24 protein-coding genes and 2 pseudogenes are annotated in these 18,314 nt (G+C 36.6%); 4 read left to right on the forward strand and 22 right to left on the reverse strand.

Translation table 11 applies throughout. The features are described 5' to 3' along the window. Positions 1 to 206 precede the first annotated feature (206 nt). From ACFPZG_RS01080 to ACFPZG_RS01125, 10 genes are all read right to left on the reverse strand, one after another. Positions 207 to 533, reverse strand: coding sequence for a DUF2442 domain-containing protein (locus tag ACFPZG_RS01080; RefSeq protein WP_283732931.1), 327 nt, complete (start codon positions 531 to 533; stop codon positions 207 to 209). 87 nt (positions 534 to 620) lie between these two features. Next, positions 621 to 893: a DUF4160 domain-containing protein gene (locus ACFPZG_RS01085; protein WP_381426375.1), complete on the reverse strand. Its 273-nt coding sequence runs from the start codon at positions 891 to 893 to the stop codon at positions 621 to 623. Then, positions 844 to 1,422, reverse strand: a complete 579-nt coding sequence (locus ACFPZG_RS01090; protein ID WP_317940326.1) for a transposase — start codon at positions 1,420 to 1,422, stop codon at positions 844 to 846. Before ACFPZG_RS01090 ends, ACFPZG_RS01085 begins: the two co-directional genes overlap by 50 nt. After that, entirely contained in the window at positions 1,415 to 1,576 is a 162-nt protein-coding gene (locus ACFPZG_RS01095) for a hypothetical protein (protein WP_283732933.1), read from the reverse strand. Before ACFPZG_RS01095 ends, ACFPZG_RS01090 begins: the two co-directional genes overlap by 8 nt. Positions 1,577 to 2,818: 1,242 nt before the next feature. Continuing rightward, positions 2,819 to 3,049, reverse strand: coding sequence for a DUF6429 family protein (locus ACFPZG_RS01100; RefSeq protein WP_283732934.1), 231 nt, complete (start codon positions 3,047 to 3,049; stop codon positions 2,819 to 2,821). Positions 3,050 to 3,128: 79 nt separating this feature from the next. Then, positions 3,129 to 3,338: a hypothetical protein gene (locus tag ACFPZG_RS01105; RefSeq protein ID WP_283732935.1), complete on the reverse strand. Its 210-nt coding sequence runs from the start codon at positions 3,336 to 3,338 to the stop codon at positions 3,129 to 3,131. Between the two features lie 87 nt (positions 3,339 to 3,425). Then, the gene (locus tag ACFPZG_RS01110; RefSeq protein ID WP_381426376.1) at positions 3,426 to 3,575 is read right to left on the reverse strand and encodes a hypothetical protein; all 150 of its coding nucleotides are present in this window, start codon (positions 3,573 to 3,575) and stop codon (positions 3,426 to 3,428) included. Between the two features lie 36 nt (positions 3,576 to 3,611). Beyond that, a complete protein-coding gene (locus ACFPZG_RS01115; RefSeq protein ID WP_317940327.1) occupies positions 3,612 to 3,824 on the reverse strand; it encodes a hypothetical protein in 213 nt (70 codons plus the stop codon). Positions 3,825 to 3,960: 136 nt separating this feature from the next. After that, positions 3,961 to 4,212, reverse strand: a complete 252-nt coding sequence (locus ACFPZG_RS01120; RefSeq protein WP_283732937.1) for a hypothetical protein — start codon at positions 4,210 to 4,212, stop codon at positions 3,961 to 3,963. After that, positions 4,206 to 4,760 carry a DUF3990 domain-containing protein gene (locus ACFPZG_RS01125; protein WP_283732938.1) on the reverse strand — a complete coding sequence of 185 codons (555 nt, stop codon included), beginning with the start codon at positions 4,758 to 4,760 and terminating at the stop codon, positions 4,206 to 4,208. Before ACFPZG_RS01125 ends, ACFPZG_RS01120 begins: the two co-directional genes overlap by 7 nt. A 251-nt stretch (positions 4,761 to 5,011) precedes the next feature. Between ACFPZG_RS01125 and ACFPZG_RS18710 the strand changes: the two are divergent. Together ACFPZG_RS18710 and ACFPZG_RS01130 are read left to right on the forward strand one after the other, a co-directional pair. Next, positions 5,012 to 5,107, forward strand: a pseudogene (locus ACFPZG_RS18710) (DUF7685 domain-containing protein); the annotation flags it as partial. Positions 5,108 to 5,113: 6 nt separating this feature from the next. Continuing rightward, positions 5,114 to 5,563, forward strand: a complete 450-nt coding sequence (locus ACFPZG_RS01130) for a DUF7686 domain-containing protein (protein WP_381426377.1) — start codon at positions 5,114 to 5,116, stop codon at positions 5,561 to 5,563. Positions 5,564 to 5,714: 151 nt separating this feature from the next. On the opposite strand, the gene ACFPZG_RS01135 is transcribed toward ACFPZG_RS01130, so the two are convergent. The 3 genes and pseudogenes from ACFPZG_RS01135 to ACFPZG_RS01145 all read right to left on the reverse strand — a co-directional run. Further along, positions 5,715 to 7,205: a hypothetical protein gene (locus ACFPZG_RS01135; protein ID WP_317940328.1), complete on the reverse strand. Its 1,491-nt coding sequence runs from the start codon at positions 7,203 to 7,205 to the stop codon at positions 5,715 to 5,717. Positions 7,206 to 8,008: 803 nt separating this feature from the next. After that, complete coding sequence (gene resA, locus ACFPZG_RS01140; protein WP_283732942.1) at positions 8,009 to 8,770, reverse strand: thiol-disulfide oxidoreductase ResA; 762 nt, start codon at positions 8,768 to 8,770, stop codon at positions 8,009 to 8,011. Between the two features lie 518 nt (positions 8,771 to 9,288). Continuing rightward, a pseudogene (locus ACFPZG_RS01145) lies at positions 9,289 to 9,420 on the reverse strand (UDP-glucose 6-dehydrogenase); the annotation flags it as partial. Between the two features lie 411 nt (positions 9,421 to 9,831). Between ACFPZG_RS01145 and ACFPZG_RS01150 the strand changes: the two are divergent. After that, positions 9,832 to 10,380 carry a DUF3892 domain-containing protein gene (locus ACFPZG_RS01150; protein WP_283732943.1) on the forward strand — a complete coding sequence of 183 codons (549 nt, stop codon included), beginning with the start codon at positions 9,832 to 9,834 and terminating at the stop codon, positions 10,378 to 10,380. A 15-nt stretch (positions 10,381 to 10,395) separates the two neighbouring features. Then, positions 10,396 to 10,788 (forward strand): hypothetical protein, encoded by a 393-nt coding sequence (locus ACFPZG_RS01155; protein WP_381426378.1) that lies wholly within the window; start codon positions 10,396 to 10,398, stop codon positions 10,786 to 10,788. A gap of 103 nt (positions 10,789 to 10,891) precedes the next feature. Here ACFPZG_RS01155 and ACFPZG_RS01160 read toward each other — a convergent pair whose 3' ends face one another. The 9 genes from ACFPZG_RS01160 to ACFPZG_RS01200 form a co-directional block, all read right to left on the reverse strand. Beyond that, entirely contained in the window at positions 10,892 to 11,155 is a 264-nt protein-coding gene (locus ACFPZG_RS01160) for a hypothetical protein (protein WP_283732944.1), read from the reverse strand. Between the two features lie 87 nt (positions 11,156 to 11,242). After that, positions 11,243 to 11,521: a hypothetical protein gene (locus ACFPZG_RS01165; protein WP_283732945.1), complete on the reverse strand. Its 279-nt coding sequence runs from the start codon at positions 11,519 to 11,521 to the stop codon at positions 11,243 to 11,245. 451 nt (positions 11,522 to 11,972) lie between these two features. Beyond that, entirely contained in the window at positions 11,973 to 12,659 is a 687-nt protein-coding gene (locus ACFPZG_RS01170; RefSeq protein WP_283732946.1) for a response regulator transcription factor, read from the reverse strand. Between the two features lie 5 nt (positions 12,660 to 12,664). Further along, complete coding sequence (locus ACFPZG_RS01175) at positions 12,665 to 13,747, reverse strand: sensor histidine kinase (RefSeq protein WP_283732947.1); 1,083 nt, start codon at positions 13,745 to 13,747, stop codon at positions 12,665 to 12,667. A 113-nt stretch (positions 13,748 to 13,860) separates the two neighbouring features. Next, entirely contained in the window at positions 13,861 to 14,544 is a 684-nt protein-coding gene (locus ACFPZG_RS01180) for an ABC transporter ATP-binding protein (RefSeq protein ID WP_317940329.1), read from the reverse strand. Further along, entirely contained in the window at positions 14,544 to 15,608 is a 1,065-nt protein-coding gene (locus ACFPZG_RS01185) for an ABC transporter permease (protein ID WP_283732948.1), read from the reverse strand. Before ACFPZG_RS01185 ends, ACFPZG_RS01180 begins: the two co-directional genes overlap by 1 nt. A gap of 14 nt (positions 15,609 to 15,622) precedes the next feature. After that, positions 15,623 to 15,805, reverse strand: coding sequence for a DUF5957 family protein (locus tag ACFPZG_RS01190; RefSeq protein WP_283732949.1), 183 nt, complete (start codon positions 15,803 to 15,805; stop codon positions 15,623 to 15,625). 15 nt (positions 15,806 to 15,820) lie between these two features. Then, positions 15,821 to 16,222: a DUF6220 domain-containing protein gene (locus ACFPZG_RS01195; RefSeq protein ID WP_317940330.1), complete on the reverse strand. Its 402-nt coding sequence runs from the start codon at positions 16,220 to 16,222 to the stop codon at positions 15,821 to 15,823. 1,438 nt (positions 16,223 to 17,660) lie between these two features. Further along, positions 17,661 to 17,912: a hypothetical protein gene (locus tag ACFPZG_RS01200; RefSeq protein ID WP_283732952.1), complete on the reverse strand. Its 252-nt coding sequence runs from the start codon at positions 17,910 to 17,912 to the stop codon at positions 17,661 to 17,663. Between the last annotated feature and the right edge of the window lie 402 nt (positions 17,913 to 18,314).

Raw genomic sequence — 18,314 nt, forward strand, 5'->3', positions numbered from 1 at the left:
TTTTCTGCAAGTTTTCAATTTCAAGTTATTATGCTATTTTACTATTTTTTACAGCTATGCAACGCCAGTGAACGGTACCAGGTTCTGGAACAATTCAGAATTCAATGAGAACCTAGCACTTGAAATTCATTCTAAGTTTACTAAGAGCCCGGTACCCAACAAAAAAGCCCTTTCAGCACACAAAGGACTCCCAAGCCATAAAATAATTATGCTTTTTCTCGATGATTATTTTCATCAAACTTTATCTTTCCGGCCAATTTTTCTTTAGACAAGATCTTAGATAAATTTTCAATTACACCTATGTTAATACCTTGCTTGTAAAAATTGTCCGGGTCGAGGTCAAGTTCTTCTGGCCAGCTAACTGTTTCAAGCTCCGGGTCAACAAACACCTGTTTAAAGAACTCAGAGTCCTTAAGTTTTTCCAGTATACCTTTCATATGAGGCTTAATATCAACAATTTTCTGTTCTTCGTTGTCAAAGGTGATATATAGCCAGCCGTCAGGAAGTGGTTTTACCGATTTGACTAAAACCATTTTAACACCTCCTCAGTAGAGTGGTGGAATTTTGTTGGGTGCTTTCCCATCACGGCAATCGTTCCACCCTTTCATAATATCATCTCGCTATTTTTCCAGCCACTTTATCACATCTTTTTCCTTACTTGAAGGTAGTGGGCTATCCCCCTTTAGGTATTGCCCAGTTGCAATTTCAATTCTCGTTTTATACTCCCCAACAATATGAAAATGTGGCGGGTCATGATCGTTGTAATATAGCACTATTATAATGCCACCAAATTTACTTATTCTAGGCAACAACATACACCACCTTCTAGTATATGACAAAAATTCAGCGAGACTCTGACAACTCCTCCCCCCTTTCCCTACAATACCTCGCATACTCCCTCCCCGTCTTTTCCCAACCAACAGGCAATAAGGACGGCAATAACTTCAGATCCAAAAACGCATGGGGGCTTTTCTGTTCATAAAAATAATATTGATAAGATGAGTAGCGATATTGTTCCATCGAATCAACCATCGGCTCTTTCGTTTCAATCGGGTTCCTATGTATATACGATCCAACATTCAATAAACCAATTGGATCGACAATCTCTTTTGAGTAATACCTGTTTTGATAGATTTGACCAACATAGTTGTATTTTTTACGGTAATAGTCACTGTACCGACGATTAAGACGCATCATGATTTTCCCAAGTGGAACGATAGGTGAACGCATCAGCAAGTGGACGTGGTTGGACATGATACAATACGCATACAATTCGAATGGGTATTTGCTATTTACAAAGTTCAGGTTCCTAAAATATTCATACATATCTCGTTCAGTATTGAATATGTTCTGTCGATTGTTGCCCCGGACAATGATGTGATAAAAGCCGTTCGGATGCCAATCCCTCTTCTTATTAGCCACCAACAACCATCAATATCCGGTCCTTCGATTCTTTCATCGGAGCATCCGGCAATCCGATAATAACACAAGCCTCTTTCTCATCCCGTACATTCGCCTCCACCATCACTCTATGCCCTTTCATCCCCTCCAGCCCAACGCTCAATACATAGCCCACAACCTCACCCCATATCTTTTCCCACACCATACAGTAAACTGACTTTTACGTAAACTTTCTAAAAAGGAGAATAATGAGGATTTGAGGGGTTTTGGGGGAATAATTATTTATATCGACAGATTCAAAATTAACGACAAATCCAATAAACATGCGGTTTATTGAATTAAATGAGGGTTATGCAAAATTTCTTTTTTGGGTAGAAGGTTTTTTGTATTTTTCCATATTCATTCTGAACTTAGCATCAAAAAAAGATTCCATAAGCGTAATTCGCCCCGGAATCTTTTTCATATTAAAAACGGTAAAAACGGCACCGTATTATGGAGCAATTCGGAATTCAGCGAGAACCTGGTATCCTAAATTCCTTTAGAAACATAAGACAACCATTAGCTTGAATAGAATGATAGGAAAGCGATATGTATGAACAAATGTATTTACTTATCTTATATTATTTTTTATCAAGCGGCGAGATTGAGAATATGAAAATATTGACTGTCGAGATACGGGACAAATATGAGGTTTACTTTAAGGACAGATACGATGATGGTTATAAAACATCAATTTCAGAAAGGATTGGATCTCTTTTTGATTATCTTAAAGGTGAAGGGGGGCTAATTTAAGAAGTTGGGCAGAAAGGATTTTAGGGTACTATTTATTTAGAAGTTCTGTCGCTCTATGTTTGGAAAGATAGCTTAGAGAGGATATGATAAAAATGGATCTATTGATTTTCATTATTGGTGCTACTGGTGAGTTTATACCACAAACGTATACACAGTTTTCTATTGTGTTTAAGATATTATGGCAGAAGGTTCTATGTTCCTTTAGTTCCAGAAAACAAATCATCCGGCCAAACTTAAACTTGTCGCTTAAATAATAAAAAACATTTAAAAAGGTAATAAGAACAATCCCGAATACAATTAAGGCCGGGATGTGACTTAGAACCATACCAGACTTGCAGGAACCATTCCTATTGTACTCTTATACTCCTATTTTTTAATAGGGTTATTTTTCATTAAGTTAGTTCAACCCACGTTGTAACTTATAGATTAACTACTAATACACAATGTGTTGAATACTTTTTTATATTCGATTCAATTTTGTTTCCTGATATGGCAAAAGCCTTCTAACCGACAGCGGTTAGAAGGCTTTTTTTCTCATTTACAGTCATTGGAATAGGATTTTTTAAAGACGAAACCAGTTTCGGAACAATTCCGAATTCAATGAGAACCTGGCATCAAAATTCTTCTATAATCTATATTTCTTCATCAATGCTTCAGCCTCTTTTATTCCTGTATCGGTCAAATAGACGGATTTGGAGCGCTTGCTTCTTCGTAACCAATCTTCCTCGGACAATGCATCCAACGCGTCAAAAGGATAGCTTTTCCAGCTCCTTCTTATCCCGTCTGGATATTCATCCTCTTCCCATGATGTCAAATAAAGCAGCAATAATGTCAATTCCTTGATCTGTTTCTCCATAAAAATAGCCCCTTTCAGTAATCTCTTGATAAGTAATCAGACTTATGAGGGAGGTTGTATGGGCAGACATCCCACGAAGTTAAAACTTGCTTAATTCATCCATAAAGGCGGGGCGTCTATGGTATGTTACTTTCAACTCATCCAACAAAAGCATTTCGTCTTCTCGACCAGCAATCTTACGGAATCGTCCTAACACATCCCTATACCGATTTCTGTTGGAAGTAGCATCCGCCATTGTTTTTATATGGCTTTTAAATAAGAGGGAGGCTTCATCTTTATGAGAAACCACTATGTACTCCAAGTACTTCTCGATCTGCGAAGGATTTGCTCTTACGTATGAAAGTAAAGCATCAACATCTTTTTCAGCCTCAATAAGTTAGAGGTACATACTTCTATTTCCAACCTCTAATTCCCGTTTCAATTGGTTGTAAAATACTGTGTAATCTTCCATAGCAAGTTCTTTCAAGTCCCAATAATATTCAAAATGCCCTTCCATGAGCAATTCGCGTCCTAACTTCGATTGCACATTCGGTGAATTAAATTTCTTGTACGCATCGTAGCGCTATTTTATCCAACCCGTCAACAAACCTAAATAATCCCTATCCATTCTTTCACCATCGAAAGCCAACCTGATGACCTCATCATAGTTTCCGATATCCATTTCCTGTTGGATTAATCGCTCTCGGAACGAAGCATATTTCACTTTATCACGAAAGATCTGACTCGCTTCCAAACGGGGGCTGTCGAAGACTTTTCTTTTTCGGTTCTTGTCCAATTTCGTATTCAGTAGTAAAAAGGTGTTAGGTTCCGGAACAATTCCGAATTTAATGAGAACCTGGTACTTGAAGTTCAGAAACCGGTATCAAAAAAGGAAAGGAGATATAACCATATTTCACATGGCCTCTCCTTTCCTATTGATAAAAATGTTTTTCCAACGCTTCATAATCATTTTGATCAGTTAATATGCTGAGTGCCCAATTATAGGGGGATTCATGAAAACCCAGTTTATCTTTAATTAAAGAATCCTCCACGTGAGAGTCTATAATTATTCGCATCGCTTCCTCTTTGCTTTTACCAAACTCATTTATCAATTCCGTAGTGATATGCTGAACCATTAAATCAACTTCATAGCGAAGTTTATTTGTATTATTTGTATTTAACATTTTATCACCTCCAATAGTTCTAACTGCTGTGCATCTTCATCCGTTAATACCGCTAACTGATTCTTATTATGATATGCTTTTATATCCTTAAAATTCGTTGACAATAAACCACCGTCAGCAACAGGGCCATAAATCCAATCTTTAGATTTTACGGGATCTTGATTCCCTTGGCGCATATTCCATACAAATTCTTTCCACACCGAATCTTCAGCCCCGAATACCTTATAGTTTAACTCTTCCCATTCGGCAGCATCCTTAATCCTAAACTTGAGAACAGTGGGTTGAAAATCCTTTTTCATGCCGAGAAAATCACCGATTGTTATACTAGACAATTCCAGAATTGATTTAATAGGAATCGGTTTTTCTGTACGCCGTTTTGCCCAATTCTCGGCTTGTACAAAATTACTTGTCAAGTAAAAACCTGGTCCAAAATCAACTCCGCCTTTTTTCCTTGGAAATATCTTCACCCCATGTTTAATAACGCTATCAGAGTATAAATCTATCGTCCCATGATATAAGGGTAAATTAGGATCATAATTAATTAACAATCATATTGACTCCATTCCAGTTTTCTAAATTATATCATGAGTTTCTGAATATTTCATTTCTCTTCTCCATTTACGCAACTATTTAACCGGACGACCAACATGCTAAAATCGGTACAGGGCACAGGAAAATTCCGAGTTCAATGAGAACCCGAAATACTTATTTTGAAAGTAACTTTAGATTTGCTTGTTAAAACTATGATTAGTGAATCAAAGACCTTGTGATAAGATGAAGATAAAACGGAGTGATTTGGATGGAATGTACAATTTGTGGAATCGCCCCGGTGCGCGTACAGTTCGACGGACAGCCGTTTTGTATGGATTGCTATAATGCTGCAATGGCGGAGGAGTTCGGGGTGGACCTTCCCAAACTACCCACAACATTTTCCGTGGACGATGAAAATGGTATTCATCGAATTTTTGAAGTCGAACGCCGGATCATGGGTACAGGAATTTTGCTGACAGCCCGCGAACGATGGGAGCACTGCTATGAATTTGCAGTGGATGGAGAGTTAGTTGCCGATCAACATACACTGTTCAACCAACTCAAAGAAAAGACCAAACGGGGGCTGTCGAAGACTTATCTCGAAACAGGAGAGTATCCAAGTGGCGAGCCGTACATCACTGTCAAAGGCGATCACTTGAAAGGCGTGCTGTCCTATAGTGAAACTAACAGCGAAGCACCGCTCGTCATCATAGACGGCAAACCATATACATGGAAAGAAGTCGGCCGTCTTTTGCAGGCATTTGAAGGCTTTCAGGTGAAGATCGAAATGAAGGATTTGGCGGATGAGTGGGAGGAATGAAATTGTATGTATACTTCTAGTGCAACCTGCCGAACTGCTTGTCATACGTCAGATTCAAAATCGATGCGAAAAGAGGAGAAAATTGAAAGGTACCAGGTCCTGGAACAATTCCGAATTCAATGAGAACCTGGTACCCGAAATGATTTTTGAACTACGGATTGGATGGATTTTGTACTTGCCCTCCACTGTTTAAAAAGTCATCGTAGCGTTTTACGAAAGATACGATGTGAGCTCGCTTTAATGGGTCGTTTACCCCATAAGATTGATAAGTTTTCGGTGATTTGCCGTTTACTACTAAACCTGATGAGATGTTGGCATCATACATGAATTTGACCGCTTCTTGTAAAGATACCGACTTACCATAGTGGAGTGAAGCCATCGCTCTTGCTAAGTCGCCCCTTGTCACTACTTGGTCGGCAAGCGCTTTATTTGTAAGCGAACCTTTTACTGGTATTTTGTACTTTTCAGCTATTTGATACGGGACAGATGCAAAGTAGTTTGGTTGTGTGGGTTTTGTTGTGTTTAGTTCCTGCGGTTTTGAATGTCTCAATAAAATAGTTAGCATCTGAGCTTCAGTCAGGTTCCCTTGTGGGTCTAACCAGTTACCAATCGTCATAATAATCCCGTTTGTCGGGTGTGTCGTGTTATTATACCCCCGTATATAGCCTTTTTCTATAGACCATAACATGTCTTGTGACCAATATTGATTCTCCTGATAATCATTGTACGTAAGCTGTTCCTTTTCTTTACCTTTAAATAGAACCGTAAATTCCATTGTTCCTAATGTCATCCCCGGATCTCTGAAAATCGCTTCCCCATTATTGTCAACCGTCTCTCTTGTTTCAGAGTATATTTGGAATTCTTGGGTTATATCCTTTTTGTCTACCCACGCAATACCTGTATTGTCGGATGTTACTGACATCTTTTTGTCATTTGTAAACTTTAATATAACTTTTTCGTTCTTTAAAGGTACTCCTGCTTCATTCTGAAGTTTGATAGCAATTTTGGAACTATCAGTTATCAAATCACCTCTTATTGGGAAATACTCAGATGGTTGTAGGTCTAATACCCCTATCTCACTATACTCTCCTTCGCTGTATTCTACTTTACGTACTTTAAAGGAAGCATAGTTACCTACTTTGAGTTTTGTAGTGTTATAAATTAAATTATCTCCTTGAAAATATCGCTCTTCCAAAGAAAGCTCATTCACAGAGCTATCCGCTTTTGAAAGGTAAATCTGATACTCTTCTCCTAGTTTGAATCCTGGGTTTTTAAAGATTACATGATATTCCCCAGTCTCTCTATCGAATTGTTTAGGCCCGATTTCAATAAGGCTTATATCTTTCCCTGTTTTAGTTCTGTGAACTAAAGTGAAAGTTGGGATATATGTTAAACCATCTTGGTAGTAAGGTATCCTAATAACTGTATGTACCCCTGTCGTTACAGTCTTTTTAGAAAAATCTTTTACTATTCCTGCTGCTTCATATACAATCTCTTCAAAAGTTGTCTCTAAACCTGAATCTGTCCCTTTCTGCAAACTTTGTTCATTCTTTTCGGTTGTGTATTCTTCTGCAAAAACCGATACCGTAAACATAGAAATTACCAAAGCAAGTGACATTATTAAACTGAATGTTCCCTTCATTCCAATTCCCCCTATATTTGGAAATACTATAACAATCTTAACAAGCATAAGCGTTTTAATCAACAGCATATAACGAGGGGGATTCGTTCAGGTAAGAATTAGCCATTCGCCCATAGCGGGTCTTGGAAGATAGGGGAATAAAACTTCTATTGATACTCTTCGGCGCTGGCTCCGCGAAGTATTAATCTTTTAATGAATCGAAAATTCGAATAGTATGACAGCAGGCCCCAAGAAAAACCCCAGCTATAAAAGCTGAGGCAAAATCATCCTATTCTATTCCCATATCTCCAACAACACCCTGCCCACACAAACCCCCACTAACAACCCCTATTACCCTATCCCGCTCCTCCACCGTCAAACTAGATTCCGAAGGTGAAAACAGGTACCAGGTTCTAAAACAATTCCGAATTCAATGTGAACCTGGTATCCTATATCCACTCTAAGTCATGTGATAAGATGAAGATAAAAACGGAGTGATTTGGATGGAATGTACAATTTGTGGAATCGGCCCGGTGCGCGTACAGTTCGACGGACAGCCGCTTTGTATGGATTGCTATAGTGCTGCGATGGCGGTGGACACCCTTGCCTTCAGCTAACAGTTCCTACTGCCAAGCCTGTAGTGGACTTTCACCACCAAGTTATAGCGCATGCCTGGCGCACAGAAAAAGCCCCGCAGAGATTCCTCTCTACGAAGCTATAGCAAAGAAGTAATCTGAATTGTGTTGGTGCCAGGCACCGAACTTAGAGTTGCTGAGGTGTATTTAGTCCATACGATGAAGAACAAATGTCTTCGGTATTTCTTATCAAGGTTTTATTTCATTCATATGTTCTTTAATCGTCTTTTCTGTTAATTGGCCTGTAACAATGTCCACAATTATTCCGTCTGGGTTAATCAAGACCGTCGTCGGAAGTGGGACTATATTATATAAGTCCATGACTTCTCGGCCCGTATCGATCATTATCGGGAAATCCAGCTTGTAGTTGCTGGCAAATTCATTGACAGCAGACTCCGATTGTCCAATATTAACAGCAAAAACTTGAACGCCCTGGTCTTTAAATTGGTGGTATTGTTTATTAAGATCAGGCATCTCACTTTTGCTGGGCGCAGCCCAAGTTCCCCAAAAATACAGATACACAGCTTTGCCATTATAATCAGATAAACGATGTTGATTCCCGTCGATATCCGTAAGGGTAAAATCGGGAGCGACATCACCGACTTTTACTTCAGTAGAATTTACAGTTCCACTATCTGCATCGTCAGTTCCGCCCGAAAGCGTGTAAGAGGCAGCTAGAATACCCCCTGCAGCTACAATCCAAAAACCAATTTTATATGCTGCACCTAGTAACCCAAATATAAGTCCGATAATCGCCGTGCCTCTTTTGTATTTCTTTCTCATCCCTATTAATCCGAAAATAACTGCGAGTAACCAAACAGGTGCCATAAACCAGCCTAAATAGGGTATTAAGCCTACAATAAATCCGATAATTCCTAATACCAATGCCGTTGTGGCTGCACCATTTGATTGATTTTGAATAATGATGGTTTCTCTATTTTGTGCTTCCATCGAATCTCCCCCTTTTTTAAAAAACACAACTTTAAAAATATAACACTATCAATTAAACAAAATAAAGCAAAATGCCCTTACGTTGGCACTTTGCTTTATTTTACCATAGAAGACAAAAAAAAATTAATTTCTGTCCATAGTATTACAAACGGTATGAAACGGGTAGTAATCCATTGCTACGACCATTGGCCTCTTCGTTTCGATCGGGTTACGTAAAAAACGGTACCAGGTTCTGGAACAATTCAGAATTCAACGAGAACCTGGTACCCGAAATTAATTGGAATTCTTCTTTGAGTTCGAATGATAACGCTGCTTGTGCTTTTCTAGATAGGCATCCGGATCCATCTGAAAAGCCCGCAACTTTTTTAAGAAAAAACGGTACCAGGTTCCGGAACAATTCTGAATTCAACGAGAACCTGGTACTTGAAATTACGTTGCCCGTTACATGCATAGTTTTTAATAAGTTATCAAAATGATAATACAAGCCCCCATCTATTGTAAGTTGGGGGCTATTTGACGCTTACGCTCCCTACAATAACTCTTGACGGATAAAGATTATCATAGATAGCTCGTCCCTCCCGAAGAAACTCAGGAGAGAAAAGGATATTATCCGTCTTAAAACGCTGACGTACCGATTCCGTGTAGCCAACATAGTAGACTTAATCACCATGACAGCAATAAGTTTAGTGTAGGCTACCAGTTTCCGGAACAATTCCGAATTCAATGAGAACCTGTTACCCGAAAATCATACGTGAAACGATCACGAGTTTATATTGAATAGGCTGTATCCCTGCAGGATGAAAACGCAAGATCCTTTCGCGTCGCGGAAACACGCGCCTATAACGTTCTGTGATGGTGAAGTTTTTAAAAAATAACTTTGAAAGCTTTGGTTTCGTGCGGCCATTTTTCTTGAATTAGATGGCTTGACTTATATTACATTATACGCTGGTACCCGAAGAATTTAGAAAAATAATATAATTTAAGGTTGGGACTTTTATGGTAAGATTTTGATAGTATAGAAAAATGTTAGGAACTAACAAAGAAAAAAGAGGTGACACAAGATGTTTGCTGGCATATCAATATTAATTGTATTGGGTATAATATTTAAATTTTATCGAGCTACAAAGATAATAGAAGATTTTGCAAAAATATGGAGTGTTAATAGATTAGGTTTAATCATCAGCATAGTATTTACTACATTAGCTTTCACTTTAATTATGAATTTAGATGGGTGGATTTCAACGGTTTGGAACCTTTTATGGCTCAATCTACTAATTTGGAACCGTACTATTAGGTACATACCTTTATTCATACTAAGATTCGCCATTATATTAATTCCTTTTACTTTAGCTATTGACGCATTAATGGGTGATATAATTTTTGGTGAGAGTGCTGATCTTGGAATCAGTGTAGGGGAAGACGATATAGTAAACAGCCATTTCGTTAATCCACACGATGTAAGTGGCTACACTCGAGGTGATGGAACTGTTGTTGAGGGCTATTACAGGGACGGAGACGGTAATACTGACATCAATTTATCAAAAGAAGATGGCGGAGGATACATAAGAACGAATCCGGACGGAGACCCGTCAAATAATTTAAATTCTTAGGGGGATTTATATGTTATGAAAAATTTATTCTTTATTATTATAATAGGTATTGTATTAATATCTATATTAATATTTATTTCAAGCCATATTGTAACAATATTAGCTGTCATTTCCTTTATCGTCTTACTCATCGGCCTTTTTTCATTAGACTCTTTAAATAAATTGGAAGTACAGAATCATATAAAATTAATTAGTAAATCACAATACAAAACACTTCTGTCCGCTTATATAAGTTGTATGTATTTAACCCAAGTTTACTACAATGATACTTATTCACATTTTACCAATCGAGCGGGTGTTTCCGAATCTTTATTAGTTTTCTTAGCTTTCGCGCCAGGAGCGGTTGTTATGATGTATGTCTTAATAAGTGCTTCTTTAAAGTGGAACTCCTTCAACAAAAGTATTTAAAATTAAAAACGGTACCAGGGTTCGGGAACAATTCCGAATTCAATGAGAACCTGGTATCCGAAATCTATGAAAAAGGGCCCTCAAATGAGGACTCTCTTAGTTGTTACAAAGAAACTTCTATATGTGCAAAGTCTTGATAGTCGAGTTCATTTACGTCAATTTCACGAGATCTCATAAGGTCAATTAGAGTGGCTACTTTCATGGAAACTTTAGCACTAAAAACTGGCTCTTCAAAGTTATTATTAAAAACTTTACAAGGTACGTTCTTTACAACGTATTTCTGATCACTATCCAAAAACTCATAGTCTTGTGTGTATACAGGTTTATTGCCAACCATAGCACTAACCCCCAATGTAGATGATACCATTCTTTTTCACCCCTAAATATGTATATTTGTACGTCTAAGTTACAGTTTAACTATTATGTTGCATTTTATACCCTATTAGTAACTTATTCAATCATTATTGTTTTGTTTGGACTTTGCTATCTTCAACATTTGTTCTCTTAAGTCATCTGGGAAGAGAGGTTGCATTAAGTCTTTTTTAACGTTTTCTAAAGTAATTGTAACAACCGAAATTTCAAAGCCCTCCTCGATCTCATGCCCTTTAAAGCTAATTGCTGTCTTTTCTCTTTTGGGACGATTTTGGAGAGTATATGTAAGTTCTGTCTTTCCTTTGTACTGAGCTTTTTGAACCAGAAAAGGTACCAGGTTCTGGAACAATTCCGAATTCAATGAGAACCTGGTACCCGAAATTGTAAGTATACTTCTAGTGCCACCTGCCGAACTGCTTGTCATACGTCAGATAGTGAAAGGTACCAGGTTCTAAAACAATTCAGAATTCAATGAGAACCTGGTACTCGAAATTAATATCGGCAGCATTGGACATTAAGCAGCGGCATAATGAATTGACTCAGGTTCTGGGACAATTCAGAATTCAACGAGAACCTGGTACCAGAAATTAACACCGTATAAAATTCAATTGTATGCGGGGTTTGGCGGAAGCAACAAAGAAGTAAGAAAATTAATTTTGGAAGCGTTGGAGGAATATAGCTAACGGGGGCTTTAACGGAATTAGTGAATAGAATAGGGGTTCATTTTTTCATGAGGATACCATTCTGTAAGAGTGATATGTGGTGAGGAAATAAAGGGTTTAAGGGGTGGACATTCAAGTTTAATCCATCCCTCATTTTTTAAATCTATAACCCACTCCCCAAATTGTTTCGACAAATTGTGGATTCGATGGGTCCCTTTCAATCTTTTCCCTAATCTTCCTTATATGAACGGTAACTGTATTTACATCCCCAATTGAATCATAGCCCCAGATTCGCTCCATCAAATGTTCTTTGGTAAAAACGATGTTTGGATTTGTGGCTAAAAATTTTAAAAGATCAAACTCCTTGGCAGTAAGTGTTTTCTCTTCATCATTTACAAACACACGCCTTGAGTCACTTTGTATAAGTAGCCCCCCAGCTTGAATGTCATTTTGTTTATGTTTACGGTTCATTAGGCGGTCATATCTTGATATATGAGCTTTTACCCTAGCAACTAATTCATTGGGGTTAAACGGCTTCAAAATATAATCGTCGGCACCTCGGTCAAAGCCCCGAATTTTATCTATGTCTTCTTTTCGGGCTGTTACCATTAGGATAGGTATGACTAATGTTTCCCTGAGTTTTTTGCATATTTCGAAACCATCCATCCCAGGAAGCATTAAATCTAAAAGAATAAGATTATATAAATTAGTTGTGGCGAGTCTTAGACCTTCTTCACCGGTTGTTGCAATATCACTTTCAAACCCATTAACCTCTAAATAATCCTGTTCCAATACTGCAATATTCATCTCATCTTCTATGATTAAAATTCTTTGCATTTACATCACCTTTTCATATTAAAATAAATACTTGTACCCGCATCTAATTTACTATCAACCCAAACATTGCCACCATGTTCATTAATAATCTTTTTAACGATGGATAATCCAAGTCCACTCCCACCTGTAGAAGAATTTCTTGAAAGATCTGTTCGATAAAAACTATTGAAAATATAAGGGATATCTTTTTTTTCGATGCCACTACCATTATCTTTAATTTCTACAGTTACTTCATCTATTCCAGCTGATAAACGGACTTGGATTTCCTTATGTTTTTTATTCATATATTTCAAATTGTTTTGGGTAATGTTTGTTACAACACGTCGCAATTTTTCTCTGTCTGCTTTTACTAAATAGGAATCTTCCTTGTTGGCCAAAAGAATTATTGAACCTTGCTCTTTTGCCAATTCAAACGATAATTCCTCAACAAAATCAACAAAAAACGTATATAAATTCACTTCTTCGATGTAAAAAGGGGTTTGTTGTAAATCCAACTTAGAGAATAAAAACAAATCATCAATCAGTCCATCCATATGATTTGCTGTCTTATATATCGTGTCCATATATCGCTCTAACTTTTCCGGAGTATTAGCCACGCCATCTTGAATGCCTTTTATATAACCTTTGATGGATGTCAGTGGTGTTTTCAAATCATGAGAAATACTTGCAATCAGCTCTTGTCGGTTTTGCTCATATTGAAGTTGGGCGGACTGGGCTTCTTTTAGTTTTATACGCATCGCTTCAAATGTATTGGTTAGCTCGCCTAATTCATCCTTTTGATCAGACTTGATGCTGTATTCCAAATTACCATTACTGATTTTCTTTGCAGCAACAGATAGCTCCTTGATTGGAGATATGATGCTTTTTGACACATAATAAGTTAGTAGGCCATTTGTTATGATGATAATAAAAACCATAGCAATAAAACGATAACTTAAAAACAACCCCATGCCCGAATCTTGTAAATTACCTCTAAAAACGTAAAAGAGTAAATAACCCAAAACTATTTCCGCTAGTAAGAATCCAGTAATTGGAATAATAATCATTCCTATATTGGATAAAATCAATCGTTTTTTTATAGACAACACCACTCACCCCCATTAGCGAAATTCGCTATGCTATTTTTAATCATGACATAATGACTCGTTTAATGAAACAAATGGGACTGCCAAAATCAACAGCCCCTCACAATTTGACTAAATTATATCTTTTCAAATATCTGTCCATCTTCTATACGCAAGACCCGATCACAGAGGTGCAATATTCTTTCATCGTGTGTCACCATAATTGCTGCTTTATTCCTTGTCTTTACTTCATGAGATATCATTTCAACAACCTGTTTTCCACGTTCCGAATCTAAACTAGCAGTCGGCTCATCTGCCAATACGATATCAGGATCATTCATAAATGCCCTTGCAATAGCAACCCTTTGCTTTTCCCCACCAGATAACTTAGCAGGATAAGACTTTGATCTATGACTTAGCCCCAAATGATTTATTAAATCAGTAGCCTTTTTCACATTTTCTTTTTTGCCTGTTTTAGAAATATCACTTATTAACATTAATTGTTCCTTAACTGTTAAATAAGATACTAAGTTGGATGATTGAAAAATAAATCCTATTTTGTTCTTTCTTACAGAAGTTAACTTAGACGGTTTATAGGCTGCTATATTCTCTTGATCTAGTATCACATTTCCACTGCTTGGTGATAATAATGCACCAATAATGGATAAAAGTGTACTTTTACCAGAACCCGATGGTCCAACGATGGCAATAAACTCTCCTTTTTTTAATGTTAATGAAATGTCTTTCAATATAGTGATAGACGAATCACCGTCACCAAATCTTTTTTGAATATGCTCAAGTCTCAATATTTCCTTTGCCATTATTCAACCCTCCCAATTGCTTCTAGTGCATCAACTTTTGCAACTTTATTGACAGATAATAACGAACCTAATAAATTTAAAACTAAAAATAACGCCGCTGTACTTAATACTAAAGTAGGTGAAGTTCTAAAAGGCACTCCTTCTGGGATTACTTGAGTCATACCGTAAACGAATAAACTACTAAATACGACACCAATCATTGTAATCAACGTAACTTGAATAATAATCCCCTTTGCAATATAAGATGTAGTTGCTCCTATTGCCTTTAAAATCCCAAATTGATTTGTTTTTTGTAATGTAATAACGTAAAAAAATACTGTTGAAACAAAAGCAGAGATGATAAATAGAAAGACAACAATCATCGTTAATGAACCTTGTGTTTCCTTGTACCCGGGTATAGTCTTTACCGCTTCATTAGATTCCATTGTATCGTACCCAGTTATAGGGGCTTTATCACCTGTATAAACAACTGCATTATAAGAAAGTTTATCTTGATATAAAGCATTCATACCCAGTTCAAAATCTGCATAGACAACAGGCATCATCGAATAAGTATGATCTTTCGTAAAACCAGCAATAACGATTTTTTTGCCTGTATTCTTGTCTGTAATCTCATCATTTAATTTGATTCCAAATATTTGAATACTTTCATCAGCAATTACTTCATTTTTGTTTAGCCCACTAAAGTCTTTTCCTTTTACTATTTCTAAATCTGAATATTGATTAGCATTCACTGAAAAATAAACAACATCCACATCTTTTTCATTCTCTCTTTCTAAAGTGGACATGTTAATAGCTAATGGTGTAGCGTTTTGTTCCAGCTGTTCACTAATATTTTCCACGTCTTTCAAGGTTAAATTCGATTTTATAATGGCACCATCAGCCTCTTTGTTCAGCACAATATAATCTGCTTGAATATTTTTAATGGCAGAACTATCACTGAAGCCCAATCCATTGGCTAATCCTGTGACGAAAAACACTAAAAACAAGACTGCAATTGTGATGACACTAATTAACGTGTATCGTAATTTTGATTGTTTCATCTCTTTAAATGCTAAAAACATATTTACTCTACTCCTTATTTTTTATTATAAATCAGCACGACTAATGTACAAAGGATGGCAGTATAAAATGGTAAAAATTTGATGCCTATTGGTTTCTGGAATATAAGCATTCCCAATATACCAATGAACTCAGATAAGATGATTCCGAGAATAAAGCCGCCAAATATTCCCGCTAATATGCCTAATAATAGTTTCATTCATCAATCTTCCTTTCATAGATTCTTGCGAAAAATTAATTTCCATGATTTTGAAAGTAATAAAAATGATAGGACAAAAAGCAGAATGCCAACTACCGGATGTATAGATCCCACCCATGGTAATACAGACCTAATATTTGCGGTAAAATACATCAAATAAATTGAAAGAAAAATTCCACTTAACTGCCAATAAGCCCAACGTGGTAAGGAACCTAATATAGCGAAGATAAGCATTAATACTGGTAAATTAAATCCAAACAAATGAACAAACTTAATATGCTTTGACCAATAAACTGGATACTCAAAAATTGCTTTTCCTGCTAGATAAAACTGTACAAAAATACATAGGGTAAAAAGAATTGTTAAGATGAAAAAAATGATTCTTCCAACACGAATTCTACTATTATTTACTTCCAATTTGTTCACCTCCTGTATTTCAAATCGTGTTTACAAATTCATAATACAAGGGCATTCTAAATTACTTCTTATAAAATTCTTAAATAATTATTAAATCTTAGTATCAACTGAAACTTTTATTACCATTGCCAGTTTCTATCCCGATATAATAATGGAATTGAATTGTGGTTCTTGGCTATTATGTATGTAAGTTACGTAGATTTGAAGTTGGAAAGAAACTAATTATTTCACTGTTGTGGATAAACGGTTTGACAAAAGGTGAAAATTGAAAATGCGAGTTCCGTTCCTAAGTTGAATCATAATAAGGGATTTGAATTGGGTGACATATTTCTTCTTTATTCATTTTTCTAATTTATATAATTGTTGCTTCTTTCTCTTGCTTATCTCTTAATTTTTTTCCCTCGTAGGTAAAATCTATTTAATGTTGATAGAATGCTCAATACAATTCAGGGTGGAAAAAAGGGGGGGCTTAGAGCTGCAAGGATTTGGGGTAGGTGTGGGAGTGAGATTGGGTGGATACCGACTTTTTGCAGATGAATAGCTTTTATTTCATGGATACTTTCAACTTCCCTAATGGAGATTGGTTGGTTTCCTGAATGGAGAAAAGGGGACAGAGAGAAGAATTGAAGCATCCAATGTCCCAAGGGTCTTCACAAATGGATATTTAGACATGATCGTAATTGGTATGAAAAGGTTACGCCAAGAAACAAACCAGAAAAAGGAGTGCGGATTTCATTGATTGGGAACAATGGGATATGGAATGTCTGACACTTGCAAAGAAGGCTATAGAAACAATCCTTCAAAGAGATGGAAAGCCCATTAGAGTAACTACTAGAAGTGTTAAAGACACACTGGGGTTTGGGAACTGGTTTAATAATAAGAAGCTGAAAAATACCAATAATTTTTTGCTTGAAGCAAAAGAGGATATAGATTGCTTTCGTATCGGGTATAAGAAAGAGAAAGTGGGCCATTAATGCGATGATAAGCAAAGGAGAGTCAATAACACCGTATAAAATTCTTGAATTTAACCAAGCATTTGTAGATTTAAAAAAGATTGTTGAAAGATACGGCGATAAAGAAAATGATGACTATGAGTGGGATGAATGAATTTGTATGTATACTTCTAGTGCCACCTGCCGAACTGCTTGTCATACGTCAGATTCAAAATCGATGCGAAAAGAGGAGAAAAAACCTTCTGGACAATCAGTAAGCTCTTCTCTTTTTCATCATTAGGTTAATAGAGTCCGCCCGAATTTAGACACTCAATCCGTCAGAATTGGGACAGGTAATATAGGTAGCATTGGACATTAAGCAGCGGCATAATGAGTTGACTTGGTTTCCAGGACAATTCAGAATTCAATGAGAACCTGGATATGCTAAATCTTGGATTTAAAAAAGGAAAGGAGATATAACCAATTTTAACATGGTCTCTCCTTTCCTATTGATAAAAATGTTTTTCCAATGCTTCATAATCATTTTGATCAGTTAATATGCTGATTGCCCAATTATAGGGGGATTCATGAAAACCCATTTTATCTTTACTTAAAGAATCCTCCACGTCAGAGTCTTTAATTATTCTCATCGCTTCTTCTTTGCTTTTACCAAACTCATTTATCAATTCCGTAGTGATATGCTGAACCATTAAATCAACTTCATAGCGAAGTCTGCTTGTATTATTTGTATTTAACATTTTATCACCTCCAATAGTTCTAAATGCTGTGCAGCTTCATCCGTTAATACTGCTAACTGATTCTTCTTATTATATGCTTTTATATCCTTAAAATTCGTTGATATCCAATCCAGTTTTCTAAATTATATCATAGATTTCTGAATATTCCATTCCCCTTCTCCATTTCCGCAACTAATTAACCGGACGACCTGCAAGCTAAAAGCGGTACCGGGTTCTGGAACAATTCCGAATTCAATGAGTACCTGGTACTCGAGGTAATTTGACAAATTGCTCAGTTTTCAATTGCGAAATACACCAGGTGGTAAACAATATTTAAAATAGCTTTAAAAAATCAAATGACTCTGACGATAGTTTGGTAGAATGAAGTATACAACAAATGAACTGAGTTCTATGGGAGGATTA

Source organism: Sporosarcina thermotolerans (assembly GCF_042658975.1).
Taxonomy (GTDB): domain Bacteria; phylum Bacillota; class Bacilli; order Bacillales_A; family Planococcaceae; genus Sporosarcina; species Sporosarcina thermotolerans.

Coding starts and splice junctions, on each gene's coding strand:
- ACFPZG_RS01180 (WP_317940329.1), bottom strand. CDS start 14,544: ATGGCAAAGGAAATATTGAGACTTGAGCATATTCAAAAAAGATTTGGT.
- ACFPZG_RS01150 (WP_283732943.1), top strand. CDS start 9,832: ATGTTTGCTGGCATATCAATATTAATTGTATTGGGTATAATATTTAAA.
- ACFPZG_RS01120 (WP_283732937.1), bottom strand. CDS start 4,212: ATGTTAAATACAAATAATACAAATAAACTTCGCTATGAAGTTGATTTA.
- ACFPZG_RS01155 (WP_381426378.1), top strand. CDS start 10,396: ATGAAAAATTTATTCTTTATTATTATAATAGGTATTGTATTAATATCT.
- ACFPZG_RS01170 (WP_283732946.1), bottom strand. CDS start 12,659: ATGCAAAGAATTTTAATCATAGAAGATGAGATGAATATTGCAGTATTG.
- ACFPZG_RS01100 (WP_283732934.1), bottom strand. CDS start 3,049: ATGGAGAAACAGATCAAGGAATTGACATTATTGCTGCTTTATTTGACA.
- ACFPZG_RS01160 (WP_283732944.1), bottom strand. CDS start 11,155: ATGGTATCATCTACATTGGGGGTTAGTGCTATGGTTGGCAATAAACCT.
- ACFPZG_RS01135 (WP_317940328.1), bottom strand. CDS start 7,205: ATGAAGGGAACATTCAGTTTAATAATGTCACTTGCTTTGGTAATTTCT.
- ACFPZG_RS01200 (WP_283732952.1), bottom strand. CDS start 17,912: ATGTTAAATACAAATAATACAAGCAGACTTCGCTATGAAGTTGATTTA.
- ACFPZG_RS01190 (WP_283732949.1), bottom strand. CDS start 15,805: ATGAAACTATTATTAGGCATATTAGCGGGAATATTTGGCGGCTTTATT.
- resA (WP_283732942.1), bottom strand. CDS start 8,770: ATGGAAGCACAAAATAGAGAAACCATCATTATTCAAAATCAATCAAAT.
- ACFPZG_RS01085 (WP_381426375.1), bottom strand. CDS start 893: ATGCGAGGTATTGTAGGGAAAGGGGGGAGGAGTTGTCAGAGTCTCGCT.
- ACFPZG_RS01185 (WP_283732948.1), bottom strand. CDS start 15,608: ATGTTTTTAGCATTTAAAGAGATGAAACAATCAAAATTACGATACACG.
- ACFPZG_RS01080 (WP_283732931.1), bottom strand. CDS start 533: ATGGTTTTAGTCAAATCGGTAAAACCACTTCCTGACGGCTGGCTATAT.